The organism is Streptomyces sp. NPDC005728, assembly GCF_040630895.1.
Taxonomy (GTDB): domain Bacteria; phylum Actinomycetota; class Actinomycetes; order Streptomycetales; family Streptomycetaceae; genus Streptomyces.
Window position 1 is genome coordinate 1 of record NZ_JBEXYL010000095.1, and the last position, 22412, is coordinate 22412.

At 71.3% G+C, this 22412-nt stretch carries 17 protein-coding genes and 1 pseudogene; 10 read left to right on the top strand and 8 right to left on the bottom strand.

Annotated elements, in window-relative coordinates; translation table 11 throughout:
• Window positions 1-85: 85 nt before the first annotated feature.
• From ABZ471_RS38605 to ABZ471_RS38615, 3 genes are all read right to left on the bottom strand, one after another.
• A complete protein-coding gene (locus tag ABZ471_RS38605; RefSeq protein ID WP_359073349.1) occupies window positions 86-1228 on the bottom strand; it encodes a S8 family serine peptidase in 1143 nt (380 codons plus the stop codon).
• A 474-nt stretch (window positions 1229-1702) separates the two neighbouring features.
• Window positions 1703-2251, bottom strand: coding sequence for a PaaI family thioesterase (locus ABZ471_RS38610; protein ID WP_359073314.1), 549 nt, complete (start codon window positions 2249-2251; stop codon window positions 1703-1705).
• Window positions 2252-2326: 75 nt separating this feature from the next.
• Complete coding sequence (locus tag ABZ471_RS38615; protein WP_359073316.1) at window positions 2327-2626, bottom strand: antibiotic biosynthesis monooxygenase; 300 nt, start codon at window positions 2624-2626, stop codon at window positions 2327-2329.
• A 144-nt stretch (window positions 2627-2770) separates the two neighbouring features.
• On the opposite strand from ABZ471_RS38615, the gene ABZ471_RS38620 reads away from it, so the two are divergent.
• Entirely contained in the window at window positions 2771-3730 is a 960-nt protein-coding gene (locus tag ABZ471_RS38620; protein ID WP_359073318.1) for a helix-turn-helix domain-containing protein, read from the top strand.
• Window positions 3731-4240: 510 nt separating this feature from the next.
• Here the strand turns inward: ABZ471_RS38620 and ABZ471_RS38625 are convergent.
• Entirely contained in the window at window positions 4241-5062 is an 822-nt protein-coding gene (locus ABZ471_RS38625; protein ID WP_359073320.1) for a maleylpyruvate isomerase family mycothiol-dependent enzyme, read from the bottom strand.
• A 178-nt stretch (window positions 5063-5240) separates the two neighbouring features.
• On the opposite strand from ABZ471_RS38625, the gene ABZ471_RS38630 reads away from it, so the two are divergent.
• The 5 genes from ABZ471_RS38630 to ABZ471_RS38650 all read left to right on the top strand — a co-directional run bounded on the left by ABZ471_RS38630 (window position 5241) and on the right by ABZ471_RS38650 (window position 14655).
• Window positions 5241-6110: a hypothetical protein gene (locus ABZ471_RS38630; protein WP_359073322.1), complete on the top strand. Its 870-nt coding sequence runs from the start codon at window positions 5241-5243 to the stop codon at window positions 6108-6110.
• Window positions 6111-6121: 11 nt separating this feature from the next.
• The gene (locus ABZ471_RS38635; protein ID WP_359073324.1) at window positions 6122-7480 is read left to right on the top strand and encodes an MFS transporter; all 1359 of its coding nucleotides are present in this window, start codon (window positions 6122-6124) and stop codon (window positions 7478-7480) included.
• 142 nt (window positions 7481-7622) lie between these two features.
• On the top strand, window positions 7623-8981 hold the full coding sequence (locus ABZ471_RS38640) for an FAD-dependent monooxygenase (RefSeq protein WP_359073326.1): 1359 nt from the start codon (window positions 7623-7625) through the stop codon (window positions 8979-8981).
• A 326-nt stretch (window positions 8982-9307) separates the two neighbouring features.
• Window positions 9308-13228: a Pls/PosA family non-ribosomal peptide synthetase gene (locus ABZ471_RS38645; protein ID WP_359073328.1), complete on the top strand. Its 3921-nt coding sequence runs from the start codon at window positions 9308-9310 to the stop codon at window positions 13226-13228.
• An 83-nt stretch (window positions 13229-13311) separates the two neighbouring features.
• Window positions 13312-14655: a M1 family metallopeptidase gene (locus tag ABZ471_RS38650; protein ID WP_359073330.1), complete on the top strand. Its 1344-nt coding sequence runs from the start codon at window positions 13312-13314 to the stop codon at window positions 14653-14655.
• Between the two features lie 64 nt (window positions 14656-14719).
• On the opposite strand, the gene ABZ471_RS38655 is transcribed toward ABZ471_RS38650, so the two are convergent.
• Together ABZ471_RS38655 and ABZ471_RS38660 are read right to left on the bottom strand one after the other, a co-directional pair.
• Window positions 14720-15448 carry a DUF2993 domain-containing protein gene (locus ABZ471_RS38655; RefSeq protein ID WP_359073332.1) on the bottom strand — a complete coding sequence of 243 codons (729 nt, stop codon included), beginning with the start codon at window positions 15446-15448 and terminating at the stop codon, window positions 14720-14722.
• Entirely contained in the window at window positions 15445-16068 is a 624-nt protein-coding gene (locus ABZ471_RS38660) for a TetR family transcriptional regulator (RefSeq protein WP_359073334.1), read from the bottom strand. The genes ABZ471_RS38655 and ABZ471_RS38660 overlap by 4 nt, the downstream gene beginning before the upstream one ends.
• 99 nt (window positions 16069-16167) lie before the next feature.
• Between ABZ471_RS38660 and ABZ471_RS38665 the strand changes: the two genes are divergently transcribed.
• Entirely contained in the window at window positions 16168-18342 is a 2175-nt protein-coding gene (locus ABZ471_RS38665) for an MMPL family transporter (protein WP_359073336.1), read from the top strand.
• Between the two features lie 6 nt (window positions 18343-18348).
• Here ABZ471_RS38665 and ABZ471_RS38670 read toward each other — a convergent pair whose 3' ends face one another.
• A complete protein-coding gene (locus ABZ471_RS38670) occupies window positions 18349-19020 on the bottom strand; it encodes a TetR/AcrR family transcriptional regulator (protein WP_359073338.1) in 672 nt (223 codons plus the stop codon).
• A 74-nt stretch (window positions 19021-19094) separates the two neighbouring features.
• Here ABZ471_RS38670 and ABZ471_RS38675 point away from each other — a divergent pair, with 74 nt between their 5' ends.
• The 3 genes and pseudogenes from ABZ471_RS38675 to ABZ471_RS38685 form a co-directional block, all read left to right on the top strand.
• Window positions 19095-20702 (top strand): FAD-binding oxidoreductase, encoded by a 1608-nt coding sequence (locus ABZ471_RS38675; RefSeq protein WP_359073351.1) that lies wholly within the window; start codon window positions 19095-19097, stop codon window positions 20700-20702.
• Window positions 20703-20868: 166 nt separating this feature from the next.
• Window positions 20869-21222: a hypothetical protein gene (locus ABZ471_RS38680; protein ID WP_359073339.1), complete on the top strand. Its 354-nt coding sequence runs from the start codon at window positions 20869-20871 to the stop codon at window positions 21220-21222.
• A 72-nt stretch (window positions 21223-21294) separates the two neighbouring features.
• Window positions 21295-21627 (top strand): annotated as a pseudogene (locus ABZ471_RS38685) (transposase); the annotation flags it as partial.
• A 51-nt stretch (window positions 21628-21678) separates the two neighbouring features.
• Here ABZ471_RS38685 and ABZ471_RS38690 read toward each other — a convergent pair.
• The gene (locus ABZ471_RS38690) at window positions 21679-22389 is read right to left on the bottom strand and encodes a TioE family transcriptional regulator (RefSeq protein ID WP_359073341.1); all 711 of its coding nucleotides are present in this window, start codon (window positions 22387-22389) and stop codon (window positions 21679-21681) included.
• Window positions 22390-22412: the final 23 nt, after the last annotated feature.

Consider the following 22412-nt stretch of genomic DNA (forward strand, 5'->3'; position numbering starts at 1 on the left):
TCTCCTCGGTGACGAGGCTGTCCTTGACGGCGGCGCCGAGCAGCCCGGCCTCCGGGTCATGTCGTCCACGAGTGTGGAGCAGTCTCTACTCGGTCACCTTCAGCAGCTTGTTGGGCGTTCCGCTGCTCGGGTTGGTGATCTTGTCGCTGGTTGCCGCGCCGGTCAGCGCCGAGGCGACCTGAGCGGGAGTGGCGTCGGGGTGCCCGGCCAGGTAGACGGCGGCGGCTCCCGTGACGTGGGGGGTTGCCATGGAGGTGCCGGAGATCGTCTTGGTCCCCTGGTCGCTGTCGTTCCAGTCGGACGTGATGTCCGAGCCCGGCGCGTACAGGTCCACGATCGAGCCGAAGTTGGAGAAGTCCGACTGGGCGTCGTCCTTGGTGCTGGACGCGACCGTGATGGCCTCGGGGACCCGGGCCGGTGAACTCTGCCCCGCGTCGGCCGACTCGTTGCCGGCCGCCACCGCGAACGTGACCCCTGAGGCGATGGCCTTCTTGACCGCCTCGTCGAGAGCGGGGTCGGCACCTCCGCCGAGGCTCATGTTGGCCACCGAGGGACCGTTGTGGTTCTTGGTCACCCAGTCGATGCCCGCGACGACCTGCTCGGTGGTTCCGGAGCCGTTGTTGTCGAGCACGCGGACCGCGACGATCTTGGCCTTCTTGGCCACACCGTGGGTGGCGCCGGCGATGGTTCCCGCCACGTGGGTGCCGTGGCCGTTGCCGTCGTCGGCGCTGTTGTCGTTGTCGACGGCGTCGAACCCGTAACTGGCGCGGCCTTCGAAGTCCTTGTGGCTGATGCGTACGCCGGTGTCGATGACGTACGCGGTCACCCCTTCCCCGGCCTTGTCCGGGTAGGTGTACTTACCGTCGCCGGCCGTGTCCTTCTGGTCGATCCGGTCCAGGCCCCAGGACGGCGGGTTCTCCTGGGTGGCGTCGATGTGGAACTTCTTGTTCTGGACGACCGTGGCCACCGCGGGGTCGGCCGCGAGGCGCTTGGCCTCCGTCGTGGTGAGACTGTCGGCGGAGAAGCCGTTGACCGCCGAGCCGAAGGTCCGGCTGATCTTGCCGCCGTACTCCGTGGCCAACTCCTTCTTCTCGGCCGAGGAAGCCTTCTGGTCCAGGAGGACGATGTAGCTGCCGGCCACGGCTCCTTCGGCGTTCAGGCCGTAGACCGTGCCTTCCGCGGGCTGTCCCGCCTGAGCTATGGGGGACACGTACAGGGCGGTGCCGATGACGGTTGCGGCGGCGGCGACCGCGGTGACGGTCTTGGCCTTGCCTATGCGTTTGTGATGCGCCGTCAAGAGGGGTCTCCTCGTGAAGTGGGGGGATTTGCGTTCAAGCGGCAGAGAGCTGCGCGCGCTCTGGAGCGTGCCTACTTGTCGCGAGCAGATCAATCCCCTGGCCAGAGCCCTGTCGATCGCCGACGGTCGATCTCCACAGGATTTACGTATGTTCGAAGCAACCCGAAAGCAAAGGTGCAGCCCTTCGCGCTGGTTGAATCACCAAGGAAAGACCAAGAATTATCCGTGCTGATTTCTTCACCGCCTGCTCACGCCGTGAGGTGAGACGGCATCCTGCACGGCGGCTGCGGTGCCGCACGCGCAGGGCATGCGCGGAGGCCGGGGCGATGGGGATCAGCCATCGCCCCGGCCTCAGGGGCGCACGGTCCCGCCGTCAGCCGGACCTGCCCTCGCCGCCTTCCCCGGTCAGGCCTGCGCGGGGAGGGCGAAGACCGCGCACGTGGTGGTGGCGTGTGCGTAGAGCTTTCCGTCGGCGGTGCCGGTGACCTTGGCCTCGGCGGTCGCGGTGGTGCGGCCGGCGTGGATCACGGTGCCCTCGCAGCGCAGGGTCGGGGTGTCCGCGAAGACGGGGCGCACCATGTGCACGCCCAGCTGGATCGTGGTGTAGGCGCGCCCCACGGGGAGCGTCGACATCACCGCACTGCCGAGGGCCGAGTCGAGGAGCGTGGCGAGGAAACCGCCGTGCACCGTGCCCATGGGGTTGAGCAGGTGCTCGGCGGGCTCACCCTCGAAGACGGCCCGGCCCTGCTCCGCCGCCACCAGGCGGAATCCGAGCGTCCCGCAGATGGGTGCCTGCGGGAAGCGGCCCTCGACACACAGCTGGAGCACCTCCAGACCCGAGAGGCCTGCGCCGTCGGCGTAGCCGGTGGGCGGCGCCCACGTGTGGGTGCGGGAGCGGACGGCGGAGTCCGCTCCGTGCGCGGCTCCGGCGGCCGTCGCCGGGGCGGGGGTCATCGATGTCATGGTCGGCGGCTCTCCAGTGGTTCGGTTCTCAGGGGTGCGGTGTGCGGGTGCGGCGTACCGGACGGCTCAGGGCAGCTTGACCGCGAGCAGGTCGACGGGCCGGATGTCGGGCGCCGAGGCGAGCATGGTCTCGGCGGCCCCCATGAGCGCGGCGGCGATCCGTCCGCGCAGGTGCTCGGCGCGGTCCTCGTCGTTCTCGAAGGTGTCGAAGACACCGAAGGTGGTGGCGTCCTCGCGGAAGGCGAACCAGGTGACAGTCCGCTTCTCCTCCTCGGCGAGCCGCACGGCTTCGGTCAGCATCCGGGCGATGTCGTCGGCGTACTCCGGCTTGGCCTCGATGCGGGCCAGCAGACCGATGTTGTTCATGACGGTGGGCTCCTTCGGCTGGGGTCGACGGGTACAGGCGTCGACGCGATCGCGTGTCCCCTCACCTGGGGACACCACTCACGCTAGGCCGCTGAAGCTTCCGGCCCCAGTGTCGGAAACGACACGTCTGATACCGTTCCCGACATGGAAGTCTCGGTGCTGGCCTACGACGGCGTGTTCGACTCGGGGCTCTGTGCGGCGCTGGACGTGCTGGAGGCGGCCAACGCGATGCGCGGCGAACTCCCCCAGCCGCCACCGGCCTGGAACGTCACGACGATCGGTTTCAGCCGGCAGGTGCGCACCGGCGCCGGGCACATCGTCACGGCCGAGCCCGCGTCCGCGGCGGACACGGCGGATCTGCTGGTCGTTCCCGCACTCGCCGAGCGCCGGCCCGATGCCCTGCTGGAGCGGGTCGCGGGCCCCGACCTGGCCAAGGTGCGGAAGCTGGTCGCCGAGCGCCGCGACCGAGGCGCACCCGTCGCCTCGGCCTGCACGGGCACCTTCCTGCTCGCCGAGTCGGGCATCCTCGACGACCGCCGGGCGACGACCACCTGGTGGCTGGCTCCCGTCTTCCGCCGCCGCTACCCGGCCGTCGCACTCGACGAGACCAGCATGGTGATCACGTCACGGGGAGTGACCACGGCAGGGGCCGCCTTCGGACACGTCGATCTCGCCCTGGCCGTCGTACGGATGGCCAGCCCGGCCCTGGCCGACCTCGTCGCCCGCTACCTGGTCGTGGACGAACGTCCCTCGCAGTCCGCCTACACGATCCCGAGCGCCCTCGCCCAGAGCGACCCCCTGATCGCCGCCTTCGAGCGGTGGGCGCGCCTGCACCTGGACACGCCGAACAGCCTGGCCGAGGCGGCCCGCGCCCTCGGGGTCAGTGAGCGCACCCTCCAGCGCACGGTCCGCCGCGTCCTGAACACCACGCCGGTACGGTTCGTCCAGGACCTGCGCGTCGAACAGGCGACGCATCTGCTCCGCACCACGGATCTGTCCCTGGAGACCATCGCCCGCAAGGTCGGCTACGAGCACGCCGCCACCCTGCGCACGCTGCTCCGCGAACGCACGGGCGCCACGACGACGGGCCTGCGCACCCGCTGAGCGGCACACGGCCGCGGCCCGTCGCACGCCCGAGGGCCCCACCCAGGCCGCCCTACCCAGGCGGGTCACGCACATCCTCCATCCGAGGACGTGAGCGCCGCAACCGGTGCGTCCTGCCGGCACGGCGTCCGCTCTGCCGATTCCGGTGGTCGGGATCACAGACGCAAGACGTCCCATGCAGGCTGAGGGCAAGCGCTTCTCCGCCGAAGTGCGCCCGCACCGCTGCACGGTGGGACCGCGGGGACCACTGATCCGTTACAACACCTGCCAGTTGGCGGCCGCCACCAGTAGCGGGAGACCGAACCGCAGGCCGCGCTGCCCGCCGTCGTCCGCTACGACAGGTGCCTGCTCAGCAGTCACCCGGCGAAGGACTTCGTCGTTGCGGACGGCAGCAGCCGGCCCGACTTCGTCACCCTCGTCGCCTGCATCGACAACCCGGGCAGTAACGGTACGGAGATGCCGCCGCCGGGCACGGGTGGATCCTGACGGTCCCGGCCCCATCGGCGTGTGTCAGAAAGCCGTGTGGGCGAACCAGTTGTCCAGCGTCGCGGGGTCCCCAGTCACGTCGAAGGCGGTCTCGCCGTACGACCGGCGTCCGTAGAGCAGGAGCAGAAGGTCGTCAGCCTGCGCCCGCACCGTCGTCAGCGCGCCGGCCCGCGCGGCGTCGGAGCCGCCGTCCGCTCGGCGCAGCAGACGGAAGCCGTCCTTCTCCAATCGCACCTGCCACCCTTCGCCGACGGCGGTTCCGGACGGGGCGGCGCACTGGAACACGATGGTCTCGCCGTTCCCCCTCAGCTGGGCCACGGCCGGGGCGAACAGGTGGGCGTTGGGCAGGTTGACGAGAAACTCGTCGACCCCGTCCGCTGCCAGCACGGGGTCAATGGGTGACTCGCGGCCGACGGACCGCTCCGCGTCGACCCGGTGCACCAATGTCTCGAACAGCATCCGGCGGGCCCAGAACCGGGCGTGCTGGTCCTCGCCCCAGGCCCACATGGCCGCCCGGGGATCCGTTGCCTCGAGCACGGCGGCCACCTGGGGGATGCCCGCTGCCACCCAGCGGGCGTATGCGCGTGCGCCGTCCGGCAGCCCCAGCTTCACATCACGGCTCCGTGGCGGCTCCTGCACCAGCCCGCTCAGCAGGGTGCAGAACCAGCGCTGCAGGCTCCCCACGTGCAGGGTGAGGTCGGCCACCGTCCAGTCGGGGCACGAGGGCACCGGGGTTGCCGGATCCACGCCCTCGACCACTTCGGCCAGGCGGGCCGTCTCTCGCTCGATCGCCTGCCGGTAAGTCGGGTACGGCAGCGGGTGCACCGCCGTCCGGGTGCTTTCCATTGCGCTTCCGCCCTTTCGTTCACGGGACCTGTCCCGTCGCCGTCGACCGCGCTGCCACCACGCCGGACACCGCCCGCGGCCCTCCACCATGATCCATCATCGCCGACCGGCCCCACGGTCAGAGGGGTCCGTTAGCTTCGGCACATGTCGATCACCGGACTCCCGGGACGGACGAGAGGTGGCGCGGCTGCCGCTGGACAGCGCGGCCGCCGGCTCGCACCACGTCTCCCAGCCGGACGGCGTCCCCATGGGCCTGTGCATCGGCATGGGCCAGGACGGGATCCTGCTGCACTGGGCTCGTTGGGACGGCGAGAGGCTGACCGGCTGGGATCTCGACGAGCGCACCGACCGCATCCTGGTGGACGTCCACGCGGCGCATCCGGGCTTCCTGACGGTCGAGCACTACGGAACGGACCTGGAACTGCACGCCCTGGACGGTGCCGTGCTCGCCGAGGGGATACCGGAGCCGGCCGACGACGAGGACGCGCCTTGCGCCGACGACGAGGGCGCACCTTGCTGGGACTACGGCTGCGGCTTCGTCGACGCCGGCACCGTCATCGCCTCCACGGCCGAATCCGACGAGGACCCGGAGCGAGCCCGCGACTGGCTGCTCGACGCCGGCACCCTGGAGATCCGCGGGGCGGTCAGATATCCCACGGGCCCGGCAGCGAAGTGCGCCCGCTCGGCGACGGAACCTGGCTCACCTACGACCTCAGCAGCGAGACGCTCAACCGCTGGACCGAAGCAATGTCTTGAGGAGGGTGCGCAGAGGGTGGGATCAGACCTCCGGCAAGGGTATGCCCTCGATGCCGTTCGGGTGAGTCGTGGCCTGCGGCGGCATACGGCACGGAGCGAGGAGGGAAAAAGGAGGCGTCAGTGGATACATCGGCCTTGGGATGATGTGGTGAGCAGACGGTCCGGGTCGATCTGTGATGCCATGGCGGGGCGCGCACCCCTGCCGCCGACGGCGGTCACACCGGCGCCGGAATTCACGCACTTTCCGGGTGCCCGCGTCATTCCCGTCGGCCTCGCACCGGTCTCGGCGTAACGCCGCCCCCGGTGTCCCGGCGGAACTCCTACGCACCGCTCCTGGCCGTATGCGCCGGGTACTTCATGGTGATCCTGGACGTGACCGTCATCAATGTCGCCGTGCCGGTGATCGGGCGGGACCTGTCCGCCTCGCTCACCGGCATCCAGTGGATCACCGACGGGTACACCCTGGTCTTCGCCGGGTTCCTGCTGAGTGCCGGCGCACTGGGTGACCGGCTGGGAAACCGCCGGGTCTTCTGCTCGGGCGTGGTGGTGTTCACGGTGTCCTCGGCCGCGTGCGCGCTCGCGCCCAGCGCCTCCTTCCTGGTGGCGGCCCGGCTGGCGGAAGGGCTCGGCGCGGCGCTGATCGTGCCTGGTTCCCTGGCCCTTCTCCAGCAGGCCTACCCCGAGCAATCCACACGGTCGCGGGCCTTTGGGCTGTGGGGTTCCATGGCGGGCATCGCCGCTTCTGCCGGACCGCTGCTCGGCGGGCTGCTGGTCTCGACGGTGGGCTGGCGGTGGGTGTTCCTCATCAACCTGCCCGTCGGTATCGCCTGCCTGGTGTTGACGCTGCGGTATGTGGCGCCCTCACCCCGGCGCACCGACCGGGCTCTGGACTGGCCGGCACAGTGCGCGGTCGTGGCGGCGGTTGCACTGCTGACGGCCGCGCTCAACGAGGCCGGACGGCGCGGCTGGTCCGATCCTGCCGTTCTCGCCGGGCTGGGCCTGGCCGTACTGGCCGTCGCCGCGTTCGCGCTCCGCGAGCGTCTGGCGGCATCCCCCGCTCTTCCGCTGGGCCTGCTGCGCTCGCGTGCGATGAGCGGCGGAGCCGTCATCGGCATGCTGTTCAACTTCGCCTTCTACGGCATGGTGTTCACCGCCAGCCTGGAGTTCCAGCACCAGCGCGGGTACAGCGCCCTTGGCACCGGGGCGGCTCTGTTCCCGGCGGTGGTGATGACCACCTTCGCCTCCGTCCTGTCCGGTCGGCTGAGCCGCCGTACCGGCGATCGTCCACTGGTGGTCTCGGGCATGCTGCTCGCCGCCCTGGGGCTTGCCGGCTGGGCCGCGGCGGGTTCCGAGCCCGCGTACCCGCTGCTGGTGGCTCCGATGATGGCCGCAGGGTTCGGTACGTCCTTCGCCCTCACCGGCTCCACCTCGACCATGATGGGTGCAGCGCCTCCGGCCTACTCGGGTACCGCATCGGCCCTGTTCAACACGACCCGCCAGGTCGGCAGCGCCACCGGCGTGGCCCTCGGTGGAAGCCTCCTCGCCACGGCGGGCAGCTACGGCACCGGAATCCGCATCAACATGGCCATCGGCTCCCTCGCGTACCTCACTGCCGCCGCCCTGGCCTGGCTGTGCGTCCCGGCGAAGCCCAAGACGACCTGACCTGCCGAGGCACGCCCTCATCTGGGCACTCGCTGAAGGGCCACATGCGCTCCCCGAGTGCTTCCCGAGCCCCGTGTCCGCCCCTCGGCAGGGTCGTTGGCCCGCTTGGACGCCCTGGTCCGGTCACGTGTGGGGAGACGGCATGGCTGCAGATCGCCCTTGGGGCAAGGCCCTGGTCATCGGTGGCAGCTACGCGGGGCTGGTCACCGCCCGGGTGCTGGCCGACCACTTCGGTGAGGTCGTCCTCGTGGAACGGGACGCGGTGGACGAGGACACCGGGGTGCATCCGGGCGCCCCGCAGGGCTACCACGCGCACGCGTTGCTGGCCAAGGGCGGCGAGATCCTGGAGCGGCTGTTCCCGGGACTGCGCGAGGAGCTGAGGGACGCGGGGGCGCCGGTCTTCGACTACGGGGAGGGGATCGACTTCCTGCTGCCCGTCGGGTTCGCGCCCCGCAAGCGCACCGGCGTCCGGATCCAGACCTTCACCCGTGACGAGCTCGAACGCCGGCTGCGGCGCAAGGTGCTCGCGCGGCCCGAGGTCACGCTGATGGCGTCCACCCGGTGCACCGGCCTGACCCAGGATGCCTCGGGGCGGGTCGTCGGGGTGACGTGCCGGCGGCAGGGCGAGGAGCCGTTCGAGGTGACCGCCGATCTGGTGGTCGACGCCTCCGGCCGGTCCAGCGTGCTCGGCGACTGGCTGGGCGCGCTGGGGGTCGCCGTACCGCCGAAGCGAACCGTCAAAGCGAAGATCACGTACACGTCGATGAATTTCGACCGGCTCGAGGAGGGCCATCCGAGTCACCCGGACTTCTACATCGCCTACCAGATGCCGTTCGCTCCCCACGTGCCCCGGGCCGGGGTGCTGCTGGCGGTCGAACGGAACCGGTGGACGTGCTCGCTGGTCGGCTTCCAGGACCAGCCGCCTACCGACGACAAGGGGTACCTGGCGTTCGCCGAGAGTCTGGACAACCCGCGCCTGGCCCAGCAGATCGGCCGGCGCACCGTCCAGGAGCCCACCCACCGCTACACCAACGTCGACAACCAGTGGCGCCCTTACCACGCCGTCCGGCACTGGCCGGACCGGCTCATCGCCGTCGGCGACGCCGTCTGCGTCTTCAACCCCGTCTACGGCCAGGGCCTGACGGTGGCCGCGATGGAGGCCGAACTGCTGCAGGGCATGCTGGCCCGGCGTCGTTCGTCCGGACAACTGGACGGCCTCGCCGGTGAGTTCCAGAAGAAGGTGGGCCGGCTGCTGCTGGGCCCGTGGACGCTGTCCACCAACTCGGACCTGATGTGGAACCCGGACGGCCAGCCCCTCGCCGCGCGCTTCGCCCACTGGTACAACCTGCGCCTCTTCCGTGTCGCGGTGAAGGACGCGGCCGTGTGGGCGAGGTTCGCGCGGGTGGTGAACATGGTGGCCTCTCCGGCCGTGCTGTTCCATCCTGCGGTGGCGCTGAAGGTGCTGACCTCAGCGGCGAGCACGCGCGCGACGCGGAACTGACGGTTCAGGAGCGCGCCTTGCGGTCGGACGACCCCGGCCCGTGATTTCCTCAGCCGACGGCGTGCACTAACTGCCCGCGTTTGTCCCGCCCTTGGTACCAGGTGTGGGCCACCTCTCGTCCTGCTTACGTATCAGCAGGTCAGCGGCATACGGATGATCACCCGGGTACCCCCGAACGGGCGTCCCGAGTGGCCCGGGGCAGCGGCCGCGGCTAGCGTCGTACTAATATATCCGGCTTGTTACGGAGCTGGAGCCGGACAACCCCAGGCAGACCTGCGGGCCCGCCAGCGCCCCGGAGGCTTCCGGGCACGAGACGCGAGGACCGGATGGCAGCCACACACGAGAGCAGCGCTCTCGGCCTGCTCGACGACGAGATCCTTGAGCAGTTCGGCGATACGGCACGTTTCTCCGCGGGGCCAACCGCCTCGCCGCGCACCCTGGTCGACGTCTTCGACGCGTCCGTGCGCTCGCGCCCGGACGAGCCGGCCCTGGACGACGGCAGCACGTGCCTCACGTACCGCACGCTCGCGGTCGAGGTGGAGCAGCTGCGCCGGCGGCTGGCCGAGGCGGGCGTCGGGCTCGGGGACCGGGTCGGCGTGCGGGTTCCCTCGGGCACCAATGACCTGTACGTCGCCATTCTGGCCGTGCTCGCCGCCGGCGCCGCCTACGTTCCCGTCGACGCCGAGGACCCGGACGAACGTGCCGAGCTGGTCTTCGGGGAGGCGGAGGTGCGGGCCGTCATCGGCGGCGGGCACCGGATCGATGTGCAGGACCCGTACGACGTTCCGGGCGATCACGCCTCGCCCGGCCTTCAGGGCGCGCACGATTCGTCCCACGTGTCCGCCGGACGGCCCGGTGTCGAGCAGGACGCCTGGATCATCTTCACCTCCGGTTCCACCGGCAAGCCCAAGGGTGTCGCCGTCACACACCGCAGTGCCGCCGCGTTCGTGGACGCCGAGGCCGCGCTGTTCCTGACCGAGGAGCCGATCGGGCCCGGGGACCGGGTCATGGCGGGGCTGTCCGTCGCCTTCGACGCCTCCTGCGAGGAGATGTGGCTGGCCTGGCGGTACGGGGCGTGTCTGGTGCCCGTGCCCCGGTCGCAGGTCAGGAGCGGTGCCGATCTCGGGCCCTGGCTGGTCGAGCAGGAGATCACCGTGGTGTCCACGGTGCCGACGCTGGCCGCGCTGTGGGAGCCCGAGACGCTCAACGACGTACGCCTGCTGATCTTCGGCGGTGAGGCGTGCCCGCCCGAGCTGGCACAGCGGCTGGTCACGGAGGGGCGCGAGGTGTGGAACACCTACGGGCCCACCGAGGCGACCGTCGTGGCCTGTGCCTCACTGATGACCGGCGAGGAGCCGGTGCGGATCGGGCTTCCGCTGAACGGCTGGGAGCTGGCCGTCGTGGACGAGGCCGGGGAGCCGGTGCCCATGGGCGGCAGCGGGCAACTCGTGATCGGCGGGGTCGGGCTCGCCCGGTATCTCGACGCCGAGAAGGACGCGGAGAAGTACGCGCCGCTGGAGTCGCTGGGCTGGGAGCGGGCGTATCGCAGCGGTGACCTGGTCAAGGCCGAGCCCGAGGGGTTGATCTTCCTGGGGCGGGCCGACGAGCAGATCAAGCTCGGCGGGCGGCGGATCGAGCTGGGCGAGGTCGATGCCGCTCTGCAGGCGCTGCCCGGGGTCGCCGGTGCGGCGGCCGCCGTGCGCACCGCCCGCAGCGGCAACCAGCTGCTCGTCGGCTACGTCGTCACGCAGGACGGATGGGACCAGGCGGCCGCGGTCGAGAAGCTGCGCGCCGAGCTGCCCGCGGCTCTCGTGCCGCTGCTCGCTCCCGTCGGCGAGCTGCCCACCCGCACCTCCGGCAAGGTGGACCGAGGCGCGCTGCCGTGGCCCCTGGAGGGCCTGGAGACCGGCGGGAAGGCCGAGCAGCTCTACGGCACCGAGGCCTGGCTCGCCGAGCAGTGGGCGGAGGTCCTGGGGATCCCGGTGAGCAGCGCCTCCGACGACTTCTTCGCGATCGGTGGCAGCAGTCTCGCCGCCGCCCAGCTCACCACCCGGCTGCGCACCCGCTACCCGAGCGCAGCCGTCCTCGACATCTACCAGCAGCCGGTGCTGCGCAAGCTGGCCCGGCGTCTGGCGGCCTCGGCGCAGGACGACGGGAAGGCACGCACCGTCGCGCCGGTCCCGGTCCGCGCCCAGATCGTCCAGACCCTCCTGCTGGTGCCGTTGTTCACCGTGCTGGGACTGCGCTGGGTGCTGGCCCTGGCCGCGCTCGGCAATCTGCTGCCCGGCTACACGTGGCTGCCGACGGGCTCCTGGTGGCTGATCGCCGCCGGCGCCGTGCTGCTGTTCAGCCCGCCGGGGCGGATCGCGGTCGCGGCGGGCGGGGCTCGGCTGCTGCTGCGGGGCGTGCGCCCTGGGCGGTATCCGCGCGGTGGGAGCGTCCATCTGCGCCTGTGGACCGCGGAGCGGCTGGCCGAGTTCAGCGGGGCGACCTCGCTGACCGGATCGTGGCTCGAGCGGTACGCACGCGCGCTGGGCGGCAAAGTCGCCGCCGACGTGGACCTGCACTCGCTGCCGCCGGTCACCGGCATGCTCAAGCTGGGGCGCGGGGCCGCCGTGGAGTCCGAGGTGGATCTCTCCGGGTGCTGGCTGGACGGCGACCGGCTGGAGATCGGGCCGGTGAAGGTCGGCGCCCACGCCGTCGTGGGCACCCGCAGCATGCTCTTCCCCGGCGCTCGTGTGGGCAAGCGGGCCGAGGTCGCGCCCGGGTCCGCGGTCACGGGTCAGATCCCGACCGGGCAGCGCTGGGCCGGCGCCCCGGCGGCCAAGCTCGGCAAGGCAAAGCGGAACTGGCCAAAAGAGCGCCCGCAACGGGGCACGTACTGGCGGGTCATGTACGGCATCACGGGCGTCGCGCTGAGCGCCCTGCCGCTGCTGGCGGGTGTGGCCGCGCTGCTGGTGGCCGGGCTGTTCGTGGCGCCCGGCGACGGGCTCGGCGAGGCGCTGCGCGGAGCGGCCCTTGCCCTGGTCCCGGCCACGCTGGCGTTCGGGCTGGCGTACGCGCTGCTGATCCTGGTCGCCGTGCGGGTGCTGAGCCTGGGCCTGCGCGAGGGCACCCATCCGACGCACAGCCGGATCGGCTGGCAGGCGTGGACGGTCAGCCAGCTGATGGACCTGTCGCGGGAGACGCTGTTCCCGCTGTACGCCGGGCTGGTCACGCCCGTGTGGCTGCGGTTGCTCGGGATGCGGATCGGGCAGGGCGCCGAGGTGTCGACCGTGCTCGCCCTGCCGAGCCTGACCACCGTCGGTGACGGCGCCTTCCTGGCGGACGACACGCTCACCGCGCCGTACGAGCTGGGCGGCGGCTGGCTGCGGATCGGCCGTGCGGAGATCGGGCGGCGGGCCTTCCTCGGCAACTCCGGGATGACGGGGCCGGGCCGGAGCGTGCCGGAGGGCGGTCTGGTCGGGGTGCTGTCCGCGACGCCGAAGAAGGCGAAAAAGGGCACCTCGTACCTGGGCCTGCCGCCGGTGAAGCTGCCGCGCAGCGCGAGCGACGGCGACCAGAGCCGTACCTACGACCCGCCCGCCCGGCTGCTGTGGGCGCGCGGTCTGGTGGAGCTGTGCAGGATCGTGCCGGTGCTGTGCTCGACGGCGCTGGCCGGGCTGACGGTGGCCGCACTGTGCGCGCTGGGGGTGTGGGCGCCGCTGCTGTCGGGGCTGGTGCTGCTGGCCGCGGGTGCCGCGGCGGCCGTCGTGTCGATCGTCGCGAAGTGGGCGCTGGTGGGGCGGCACCGGGCCGGGGAGCATCCGCTGTGGAGTTCCTTCGTGTGGCGCAACGAGCTGGCGGACACGTTCGTCGAGGTGCTGGCGGTGCCGTGGCTGGCCGGTTCGGTGCCGGGCACGCCGGTGATGACGGCGTGGCTGCGGGGTCTCGGCGCGCGCATCGGCAAGGGCGTCTGGGTGGAGAGCTACTGGCTGCCGGAGACGGATCTGGTGACCCTGGAGGACGCCGCCACGGTCAACCGGGGCTGTGTGCTCCAGACGCACCTCTTCCACGACCGGATCTTGCGGACGGATACTGTGGTTCTCCGTGAGGGCGCCACCCTGGGTCCTGGCGGGATCGTGCTGCCCGGCAGCACGATCGGGGCCCGTACGACTCTGGGTCCCGCGTCGCTCGTCATGGCCGCGGAATCCGTCCCGGACGAGACCCGTTGGCTCGGCAACCCGATCGAGGCATGGCGATCCTGAGCGCGGGCCTCCCGGAGGCGGACGGTGTCACGAGTGGTGCGCCGGCACGGAGGACCAGTACAGCGCAGGGAGCAGACGCGGCAGTGGCAGTTCAGCAGTCCATGGGTCCGGACCCGTACTTCCCGGGCAACGGTGATTCCCGTTATCGGGTGCATCGCTACGAGCTCACGCTGGACTACCGGCCCGGGCCGAACCGGCTGTCCGGCACCGCTCGGATCAACGCCATCGTGGGGCGGGCGCCGCTGAGCGAATTCCAGCTGAACCTGGCCGACTTCAAGATCGGGCGGATCCGGGTGGACGGCCGGCAGCCGCACTACACGCACCGGGGCGGCCGGCTGCGCGTCCGGCCCGCGAAGCCGCTGCGGGCCGGGGCCGCGTTCACCGTCGAGGTGCACTGGTCGGGAAACCCCCGGCCGGTGGCCAGCCCCTGGGGCGAGCTCGGCTGGGAGGAGCTGCACGACGGGGCGCTGGTGGCCAGCCAGCCGATCGGGGCACCGTCCTGGTACCCGTGCAACGACCGGCCGGCCGACAAGGCGTCGTACCTGATCTCGGTCACGACGCCGTCGGCGTACTCGGTGGTCGCGGGCGGGCGTCTGCTGACCCGCACGACGAAGGCCTCGACGACCACCTGGGTCTACGAGCAGGCGGCGCCCACCTCCAGCTATCTGGTCGGGCTGGCGATCGGCAAGTACGAGACCGTGCTGCTGGGCGACCCGGGTCCGGGCGGTGTGCCGCAGCACGGGCACATCCCGGCGCATCTGCTTCCGCAGTTCTCCCGGGACTTCGCCCGGCAGCCCGCGATGATGAACCTGTTCCAGATGTTGTTCGGCCCGTACCCGTTCGACGAGTACGCCGTGGTCGTGACGGACGAGGAACTCGATGTTCCGGTCGAGGCGCAGGGGTTGTCGCTGTTCGGCGCCAACCACGTGGACGGGGCCAGAGGGTCGGAGCGGCTGGTCGCGCACGAGCTGGCGCACCAGTGGTTCGGCAACAGCGTGTCCATCGCCGACTGGCGGCACATCTGGCTGAACGAGGGCCTCGCCAAGTACGCGGAGTGGCTGTGGTCGGAGCGCTCGGGCGGCCGCACCGCCCAGCAACTGGCCACCATCGCTCACCGGTTGCTGTCCACGCTGCCGCAGGACCTGCGGCTGTCCGACCCGGGCCGCAAGCTGATGTTCGACGACCGGCTCTACCAGCGGGGCGGGCTCGCCGTGCACGCGGTGCGCTGCGCCCTGGGCGACGACGCGTTCTTCCGCATGCTGCGCGGCTGGGCGGGACTGCACCGGGGCGCGGCCGTGACGACCGCGACGTTCACCGCGCATGTCGCCCGGTACGCGGACGAGCCGCTGGACGGCCTGTTCGCCGCATGGGTGGACGGCACACGGCTCCCGCCGCTGCCCCTGGCCGACTCACGGCTGGCCGTCTAGGGCCTGTCCTGGGGCCTCCGGACAGGCCGATGCAGCGGCTTCCGGTCAGGTCGGCGGCGTGGCGTCACGTCGTCGCGCAGCCATTCGTGGTCCTGACCTGGTGGCGGGTGGCGGTGGCGGTCAGGGCGAGGTGAAGGGCCAGGCCGTCCTCGGTGGCCTCGGCGCTGGTGGCCCGTACGCCGGACGGGAGCGCGGTGAGGGGGACGGTGCGTGGCTTCAGGCGCTGGGCCAGTGCGGTGTCCGTGGCTCGGCCGGGGAGGTCGCCGACGGGGAAGGTGCTGCCGAGGACGGTGACCTCGGTGGGCGTGACGACGAGGGTGTTCGCGTCGAGTCTGAGGTCGGTGTGGACGGTGACCGGCAACCCCAGGGATCCGGCGGTGCCTGTGAAGGTCAGACCGGTGCCGTCGATGCCGGGTGTCCACGGGGTGCCGCTTCCGGCGTCGGGGAGGCGCTTGGCGAGCTGGGCGTACGGGACGGTCACCGTCGCGGCGCCGCCCTGGATGGCGCCGCTGGTCGTGACCTGACGCAGGTGGGCGTCGAGCTCCATGGAGGTGCCCTGGCGCTTGAGTTCGCCCGCGTGGATGTCCACGTCGCCGATGCTTCCGCCGAGCATCTTCACGGGCGCCAGTGAGCTGTCCAGCGTGGCGCTGACGTCGCCCACGGGAGCGAGGCGGCACGCCGCGACGCGGCTGATGCGCTGTTCGGCGCGGTGTGTGACCAGGGCCCCGGCGGTGAGCGGCGCTATGACCGTGAGGGCGGCCGTGGCGGCGAGCAGGAGGCGTCGGCGGCTCATGGGGTGCTGTGTCCGATCTGTCGCAGGATCTCGAAGGCCTGAGGGAGCAGGGCGGCGGGTTTGTGCGTGCCGGCGGCGCGGCGGCCGCGCTGGGTACGCAGAATGGCGCGGACCGTGCCCAGGGCCGCGCCGGCGACCACGGCGGCGTACAGATCGGCGTCCGGCGTCTCGGGGGGCAGCCGGTCCTGGACCAGGCGGGTCAGCCGGTCCTCGAACTCGGTGAAGGCCTGGATCAGTCGTGCGGCGATCAGCTGTTCCGTTCCGTCCAGCGGGTGGGTGAGGGCGGTCAGGCTGGTGCTCCGGAAATCGGCGGCCGCGCTCAGCAGCGCGTGGTAGACGGCGTCGAGGGGTGGTTCGTCCGACGGGCGTTGCGCCAGGGCGTGTTCGACGGCGGTGAAGAGTTCGATCCCGTCCGGCAGAAGCAGGCCTTCCTTGCTGTCGAAGTACCGGAAGAACGTGCGTGTGGACACGTTCGCGCAGGCGGCGATGTCGGCGACCGTGGTGTCGGCGAAGCCCTGCTCGGCGAAGAGCCGGGCGGCACAGGCACGCAGTTTCTGACGGGTCTGGTCCTTCTTGCGCTCGCGCAGCCCGGAGGCGGGCGTGGGGTCTTGGGTGGGCACGACTCCAGCATAACTTGTCACTCATGACAAATGGCAGTCGTGACACTTTTGCTCTACTGTCGCCTCCACCACCCCGCCCTGACGACGCTGGAGCCTGCCGTGCCTGCACGATCCGACCTCGAGACACCGACAGCGCCCGCTCCCCCGCACCTCACCGGCGGGCCGGCCCGACTGGGCCTGTGGTGCGCCCGCCACCCCCTGGTGGTGATCACCCTGTGGCTGGTGGCCCTGGCGGCCGCGTTGACCGGCCGGCATGCCGCAGCACCTGCCTTCAGCGACCAGGTGACCCTGCCCGGCACGCAGTCCACTGCCGGCGCGGACCTGCTCGCCGCCCACTCACCGGGCGCCGGCGGCTCGAGCGGCCGCGTCGTCTTCCACACCGACAACGGGACCGTCGCGTCCAGCACGCCGGTGAACCGTTCGGTGACCGCCCTCTCGCAGTTGCCGCACGTGACGTCCGCCTCCGCCCCGGTCGTCAGCGAGGACGGACGGACCGCGTACACCTCGGTGCGCTTCGACATACAGGCCAAGACACTGGGGCACGACTACACCGATCAGCTGGACCGGGCGACACGGCCGGCCCGGGACGCACACCTGGAGGTCGCCTACGGCGGTGACCTCGACCAGGTCACCCGGCAACCCGCCAACGACCGGGCCGCCGAACTGGTCGGCATCGCAGCCGCTCTGCTCGTGCTGGTCCTCGCCTTCGGCAGCATCCTCGCCGCTCTGCTGCCCCTGGTCTCCGCGCTGGTCGCGGTGGGCACCGGACTCGGTGTCGTCGGCATCGTCGCCGGGACCGTGTCCTTCGCCACCGCCGCACCCACGCTGGCCACCATGATCGGTCTCGGTGTCGGCATCGACTACGCCCTGTTCCTGACCACCCGGTTCCGGCAGGACCTGATCGACGGCCACGACCCGGTCACCGCCGCCGCCCGCACCACCGCCCACAGCGGTCGCGCCGTCCTGGTCGCGGGCATCACGGTCGTCGTGGCCATGCTCAGCCTGTACGCCTGCGGTCTCACCTTCATAGGCAAACTCGGCCTTGCCGCCTCCGTCGCCGTCGCGGTCACGGCGACGGCCGCCGTCACCCTCGTTCCGGCCGCTCTCAGCCTGACCGGCCGCCGCATCGACCGGTTCGCCCTGCGCAGGCCCGTCGCCGAGACCTCCGGCGACCGCGACGGATGGCAGCGCCATGCGGCCCGTGTCGCCCGGCACCCTTGGCGCTACCTCTGCGCCGGTACCGCGGTCCTGGCCCTCCTCGCCCTGCCCGCCCTGTCCATGCGGCTGGGCCACGTCGACGCGAGCGCCGACCCCGAAGGCACCACCAGCCGCACCGCCTACGACCTGATCACCGACGCGCGCGGGCCGGGATTCGGGCCCGGCGCCAACGCCCCGCTGACCGTCGTCGTCGACCTCGGTGCCGACCGGAGCCAGGCATCGCGTCTGGCCTCCACCGTTCAGCACGCCCTGAGCAGCACGGCGGATGTCGCCGACGCGACCACGCCCCGGCCCAGCCCGGACGGAAGGCTCCTGACGGCCACCGTCACCCCGGCACGCTCCCCGCAGGACGCGACCACCGGCACGCTGGTGACCACGTTGGTCGACCAGACCCTGCCCGACGCCCTCCACGGCACGACCGCACGTGGCTACGTCACCGGTACCACCGCCGCCCAGGTCGACTTCCGTGACACCGTTCAGCGGCGCCTGCCCGTCATCATCGCCACCGTGCTCGCCGCCGCCTTCCTGCTGCTGACGGCCGTCTTCCGCAGCCTGGTCATCCCGCTCAAGGCGGTCCTGCTGAACCTGGCCACCACTGCCGCCTCCTACGGCGTCCTGACCGCCGTCTTCCAGTGGGGCTGGGGCAGCGGCCTGCTCGGTCTGCACGAGCCGGTGCCCATCGAGTCCTACGTCCCGATGATGATGTTCGCCATCGTCTTCGGACTCTCCATGGACTACGAGATCTTCCTGCTCTCCCGCATCGCGGACGTCTGGCACGCCACGGCGGACAACACCCGCTCGGTCGGCACCGGTCTGGCCGCCACCGGCCGTGTCATCTCCACCGCCGCCCTCATCATGACCGCCGTCTTCCTGTCCTTCACCACCTCGCCCACGGTCGTGGTGAAGATGCTCGCTCTCGGGCTTGCGGTCAGCGTGGTACTCGACGCCACCCTCGTCCGTCTCGTCCTCGTCCCGTCGAGCATGTTCCTCCTCGGGCGCTCCAACTGGTGGATCCCCGCGTGGCTCGACCGCCTCCTGCCCCGCCTGGAGGCCTGAGCCCCCTCACGCGCCCTGCCGGACGGCAGAAAGGAGGCGGGCACACCGGGTGCTCATGTCCTGTGCCGACAGTTCGGGGTGGGAGATCCACCAGCCGACCAGTGAGCTGACCGTGCCCGTCCACACGTGCTTGAGCGCGTCGGCGTCGAGGGGGTCCTGGTTACCCTGGCCGTGCAGCAGCGCGGCGGTGCCGGAGGCCGCCAGTGCGTCGATGGCCTCCCGGTGGCTTCGGGCGGCGTGCCAGGGCTCGGAGCCGGGCAGCAGGGTCCGGTCGTAGAGCACGAACCAGGCGTGCCGCTGATCCTCCAGGGCCTCGAAGAGGGCCGTGAGAACCGTGTGCGGCAGCCGGCCCTCCGGCGGGTTCGACGTCATGGCCTGGTCGATCGCCGCGAGCAGACGGGGGCCGACGCGGTCGACGCACGCCCCGTAGAGGCCGTCCTTGGAGCCGAAATAGGTGTAGAGCATCGGCTTCGTGACGCCCACACGGCGGGCGATCTCGGCCATCGACGCCGAGGAGTGGCCGTGTCTGCCGAACTCCTCGAGAGCCACGGCGATGATCTGCTGCTCCCGGCGGGCCCGGGGGACGCCCTTGGTGCCGGCGCCGCGGTTTCCGCTGCGGTCTGCTCGCGGACCACGGTCGGCTGGATCCGGTGCTGTCGAGGCTCTTGCGGTCGTCATGGTGGCACTATACGTTGCGGTAACTTACCAAAGGGTAAATTACCGAGAGGTCAAATCCTGTGGCCGAGAACCCGATGCCGTACGCCTCACCCTCCAGCTCCTCCACGGGCCGCTCGTGGTGGGGCTGGGGCGCAGTGGACAAGGCGCTGTCCGACGCCGAATGCGCCGCTCTGGGGCAACTGGTCCCCGGGGCGGCGGACACTCCACGGCCCGTACCCGAGGTCTCCGCGCCGGCGCTGCCGAAGGTACGCGTCGAGCCGCCCGCCGCTCTTGCCCCGCTGATGTCGGCCGCACCCCGGGACCGCGCCTCGCACACGTACGGCAAGGCGTACCGGGACGTGATCCGCGCCCTGAGCGGAGACCTCGCGGCAGCGCCCGACCAGGTGGCCCGCCCCCGCACCGAGCAGCACGTGGTCGACCTGCTCGACTGGGCGACGGGCGCCGGCGTGGCCGTCGTACCGTACGGCGCGGGCAGTTCGGTCGTCGGCGGGGTCGAGTATCGCGGGGACTCGCACCGCGGTGTGGTGTCGCTGGATCTCTCCGCCCTGGACCAGGTACTGGAGATCGACCGGGTCAGCCGGGCCGCACGGATCCAGGCCGGCGCCCTCGGCCCCGCCCTGGAGGACCAACTGCGGCCGCACGGGCTGACACTGCGTCACTTCCCGCAGAGTTTCGAGTTCTCCACCCTGGGCGGCTGGCTCGCCACCCGGGCGGGAGGCCACTACGCCACGCTGTACACCCATGTCGACGACCTCGTGGAGTCGTTGCGCGTGGTGACGCCCATCGGCGTCAACGAGTCGTTGCGGCTGCCCGGTTCGGGCGCGGGACCCTCACCCGACCGGCTGTTCCTGGGCTCCGAGGGAACGCTCGGCATCATCACCGAGGCCTGGATGCGGCTCCAGGAACGCCCGCGTCACAAGGCTTCCGCCACGGTGCTGTTCGACGACGTCCACGCGGCCATGGACGCCGTGCGGGCTGTCGCGCAGTCGGGCCTGCACCCGGCCAACTGCCGGCTCCTGGACCCCGGGGAGGCGGGTCTCGCGGGAGTCGCGCGCAGAGGCGAGAGCGTGCTCGTCCTCGGCGTGGAGTCGGCGCACTCCCCGGTCGACGGACGCCTGACCGAACTCCTCACCCTGGCCCGTGACCACGGCGGCTCGCCCACGCCGACGAAGCCCGGCACCCCGGACGGCGCCGCCGACACCTGGCGTTCGGCGTTCCTGAGAATGCCGTACCTCCGTGACGCACTCGCCCGCATGAGCGTGGTCACCGAGACGTTCGAGACAGCCTGCACGTGGAGCCTTACGCCGGAGCTGTACGAGGCCGTCCGCGGGCAACTGGCCGACGTTGTGAAGGAAGTGACGGGCGCAGCCGGCATGATCAACTGCCGCTTCACCCATGTCTATCCGGACGGACCCGCGCCGTACTTCACCGTCATCGCTCCGGGCCGGCGCGGCTCGGAAGCGGCGATGTGGGACGAGATCAAGTCGGCGGCCATGGGCATCCTGCACGATCACGGTGCGACCGTCACCCACCATCACGCGGTCGGTCGCGACCACCGGCCGGGCTACGACCGCCAGCGTCCGGAGCCCTTCGCCGTGGCACTTCGGGCCGCGAAGCGGGCGCTCGACCCGGCCGGGATCCTGAACCCGGGTGTGCTCATCGACCCGACCACGGCCGGCTGACGCTTCGTCCGACGGGCTCAGAGCCTGCTTTCGATCCTGAGCTGCGCCTTCGCGCAGTTCAGGAGCCGAACACTGCTGGCCCGGGCGCTTGTCGGGAGGTGTCCGGAGGCGATGTGCCACGTTGAAGGGGTGGTTGAGTGCCGGGCGTAGACCCATACTTCTGACCATGCCCACGCGACGCAACGACAACGATGGCTGGACCATCGAGGAGTCACCCGACGGCACCCTCACCCGCTTCAGGGTCGACCCGGAGCGGATCGACTGGCTCGAGGACCACCAGCGAGCCATCCTCACCGAGGAGGCCGATGGCCGGGGGATGACGCTGCTCGAGTACGTCGGCTGGGTCTGCAGAATGCCCGATGCGGAACTGCACGTGTACCGCGACCGACTCATTGCGGGCACCGGCGGGGAGCGCCTGGCGGTTGTGTATCACGCCTGGCTGCACGCACGGATGAATGTGCGGGAGACCCAGACACTGTTCCCGGGCTGGCGGCCGGGTGAGCCGGACAGGTGGGCATAACAGGGCCCAGGCCTTTGAGCCCTGTGGTCAACCGACAGGTGTCGAGGGCGGGTGGGAAAGCGGCGCTCGCGTACCTTCCGCTTGTTCAAGCAGGCCCTGGGCTGGACGCGGCCCCGGCTGCGAGACCCGGAGACTGCGGACCGCTGGACCTGGCTGGTCGTCGCCGCCCGTGCTCAGCTCCGGCTCGCCCGCCGCCTCGTCCAGGACATGCGGCACCCGTGGGAGCAGCCGACCAGCACCGAACGGCTGATGCCGGCTCGGGAGCGCCGGGGGTTTCGGAACCTCCGCGCGACCATGCCCTGCGCCGCCAGAGCACCGAAACCCCACCGGCCCGGCCACGGACGGCCCACCGGCACGAAGTACAAGTTCCAGGCACCCTGCTACGACGTCGGCAAAGTCGTCCGCGGCGAGAAGACCCTCATCGCGACGCAACGTCTGAACGGCCGACGAACAAGCTCAGGGAGTAATGGACAGGTAGTGACTGAGTTGAGTGGCTGCGTTCAGCATGGCCAGCCCCTGTGCGGTGAGTTTGCGCTGCCAGTCGGCCAGGGCGGCGGCCAGCGCTTCTGTGCCGCCGGCCGTGCGGATCTGCTGGACCACGGTGGAGATGTGGTCCAGCGGGTAGCCCCCGCGTCTGAGGAGGTGGGCGAGTTCGGCGTCGCGGATGTCGCTCGCCCGGTACACGCGGTATCGCGTGACCGGGTCCCGTGCGGGGACGAGGATACCGGCGCTCTCCCAGTTGCGCAGAGTCGCCTGGGTGACCCGGAGCTGGTGCGCGAGTTCGCCGATGGTCCGGGTGCCGGGGTCCACGGCCAGGTCCGGAGCGGCGTCGGACTCCGCCGTCAGGTGGTCGACCGCTCTTCGCACCGCACCGAGGGTGTCCCGGTCGCGGAGCAACTGGCTGTGCCCGCGGTCGATGGTCATCAGCGCGTCGTCGAGTGCGTCGTCGTGGAGTGCGTTCATGATCCGGCCGGCGGTTGAGTGGCCGTACGCCGGGATGAGGGCGAGGAAGGCGCGGAGTGCTGCCGCATGGACCTCGGAGTAGACCCGGTAGCCGCTACGGGTGCGCTCGGCGGGTGGGATGCAGCCGTCCCGCTCGTAGTTGCGGACCGCTTGGGTCGAGATGCCGTGCTCGCGCGCGAGGTCGGCCGGTCGCAAGGTGATCACCGGTTTGAGACTCTACCGCAAGG

What these genes read in the sequence shown, in the direction of transcription:
- ABZ471_RS38610 (WP_359073314.1), bottom strand. Translation starts at nt 2,251, where the DNA reads ATGACCCCCGCCCCGGCGACGGCCGCCGGAGCCGCGCACGGAGCGGAC.
- ABZ471_RS38615 (WP_359073316.1), bottom strand. Translation starts at nt 2,626, where the DNA reads ATGAACAACATCGGTCTGCTGGCCCGCATCGAGGCCAAGCCGGAGTAC.
- ABZ471_RS38620 (WP_359073318.1), top strand. Translation starts at nt 2,771, where the DNA reads ATGGAAGTCTCGGTGCTGGCCTACGACGGCGTGTTCGACTCGGGGCTC.
- ABZ471_RS38625 (WP_359073320.1), bottom strand. Translation starts at nt 5,062, where the DNA reads ATGGAAAGCACCCGGACGGCGGTGCACCCGCTGCCGTACCCGACTTAC.
- ABZ471_RS38640 (WP_359073326.1), top strand. Translation starts at nt 7,623, where the DNA reads ATGGCTGCAGATCGCCCTTGGGGCAAGGCCCTGGTCATCGGTGGCAGC.
- ABZ471_RS38645 (WP_359073328.1), top strand. Translation starts at nt 9,308, where the DNA reads ATGGCAGCCACACACGAGAGCAGCGCTCTCGGCCTGCTCGACGACGAG.
- ABZ471_RS38655 (WP_359073332.1), bottom strand. Translation starts at nt 15,448, where the DNA reads ATGAGCCGCCGACGCCTCCTGCTCGCCGCCACGGCCGCCCTCACGGTC.
- ABZ471_RS38670 (WP_359073338.1), bottom strand. Translation starts at nt 19,020, where the DNA reads ATGACGACCGCAAGAGCCTCGACAGCACCGGATCCAGCCGACCGTGGT.
- ABZ471_RS38675 (WP_359073351.1), top strand. Translation starts at nt 19,095, where the DNA reads ATGCCGTACGCCTCACCCTCCAGCTCCTCCACGGGCCGCTCGTGGTGG.
- ABZ471_RS38680 (WP_359073339.1), top strand. Translation starts at nt 20,869, where the DNA reads ATGCCCACGCGACGCAACGACAACGATGGCTGGACCATCGAGGAGTCA.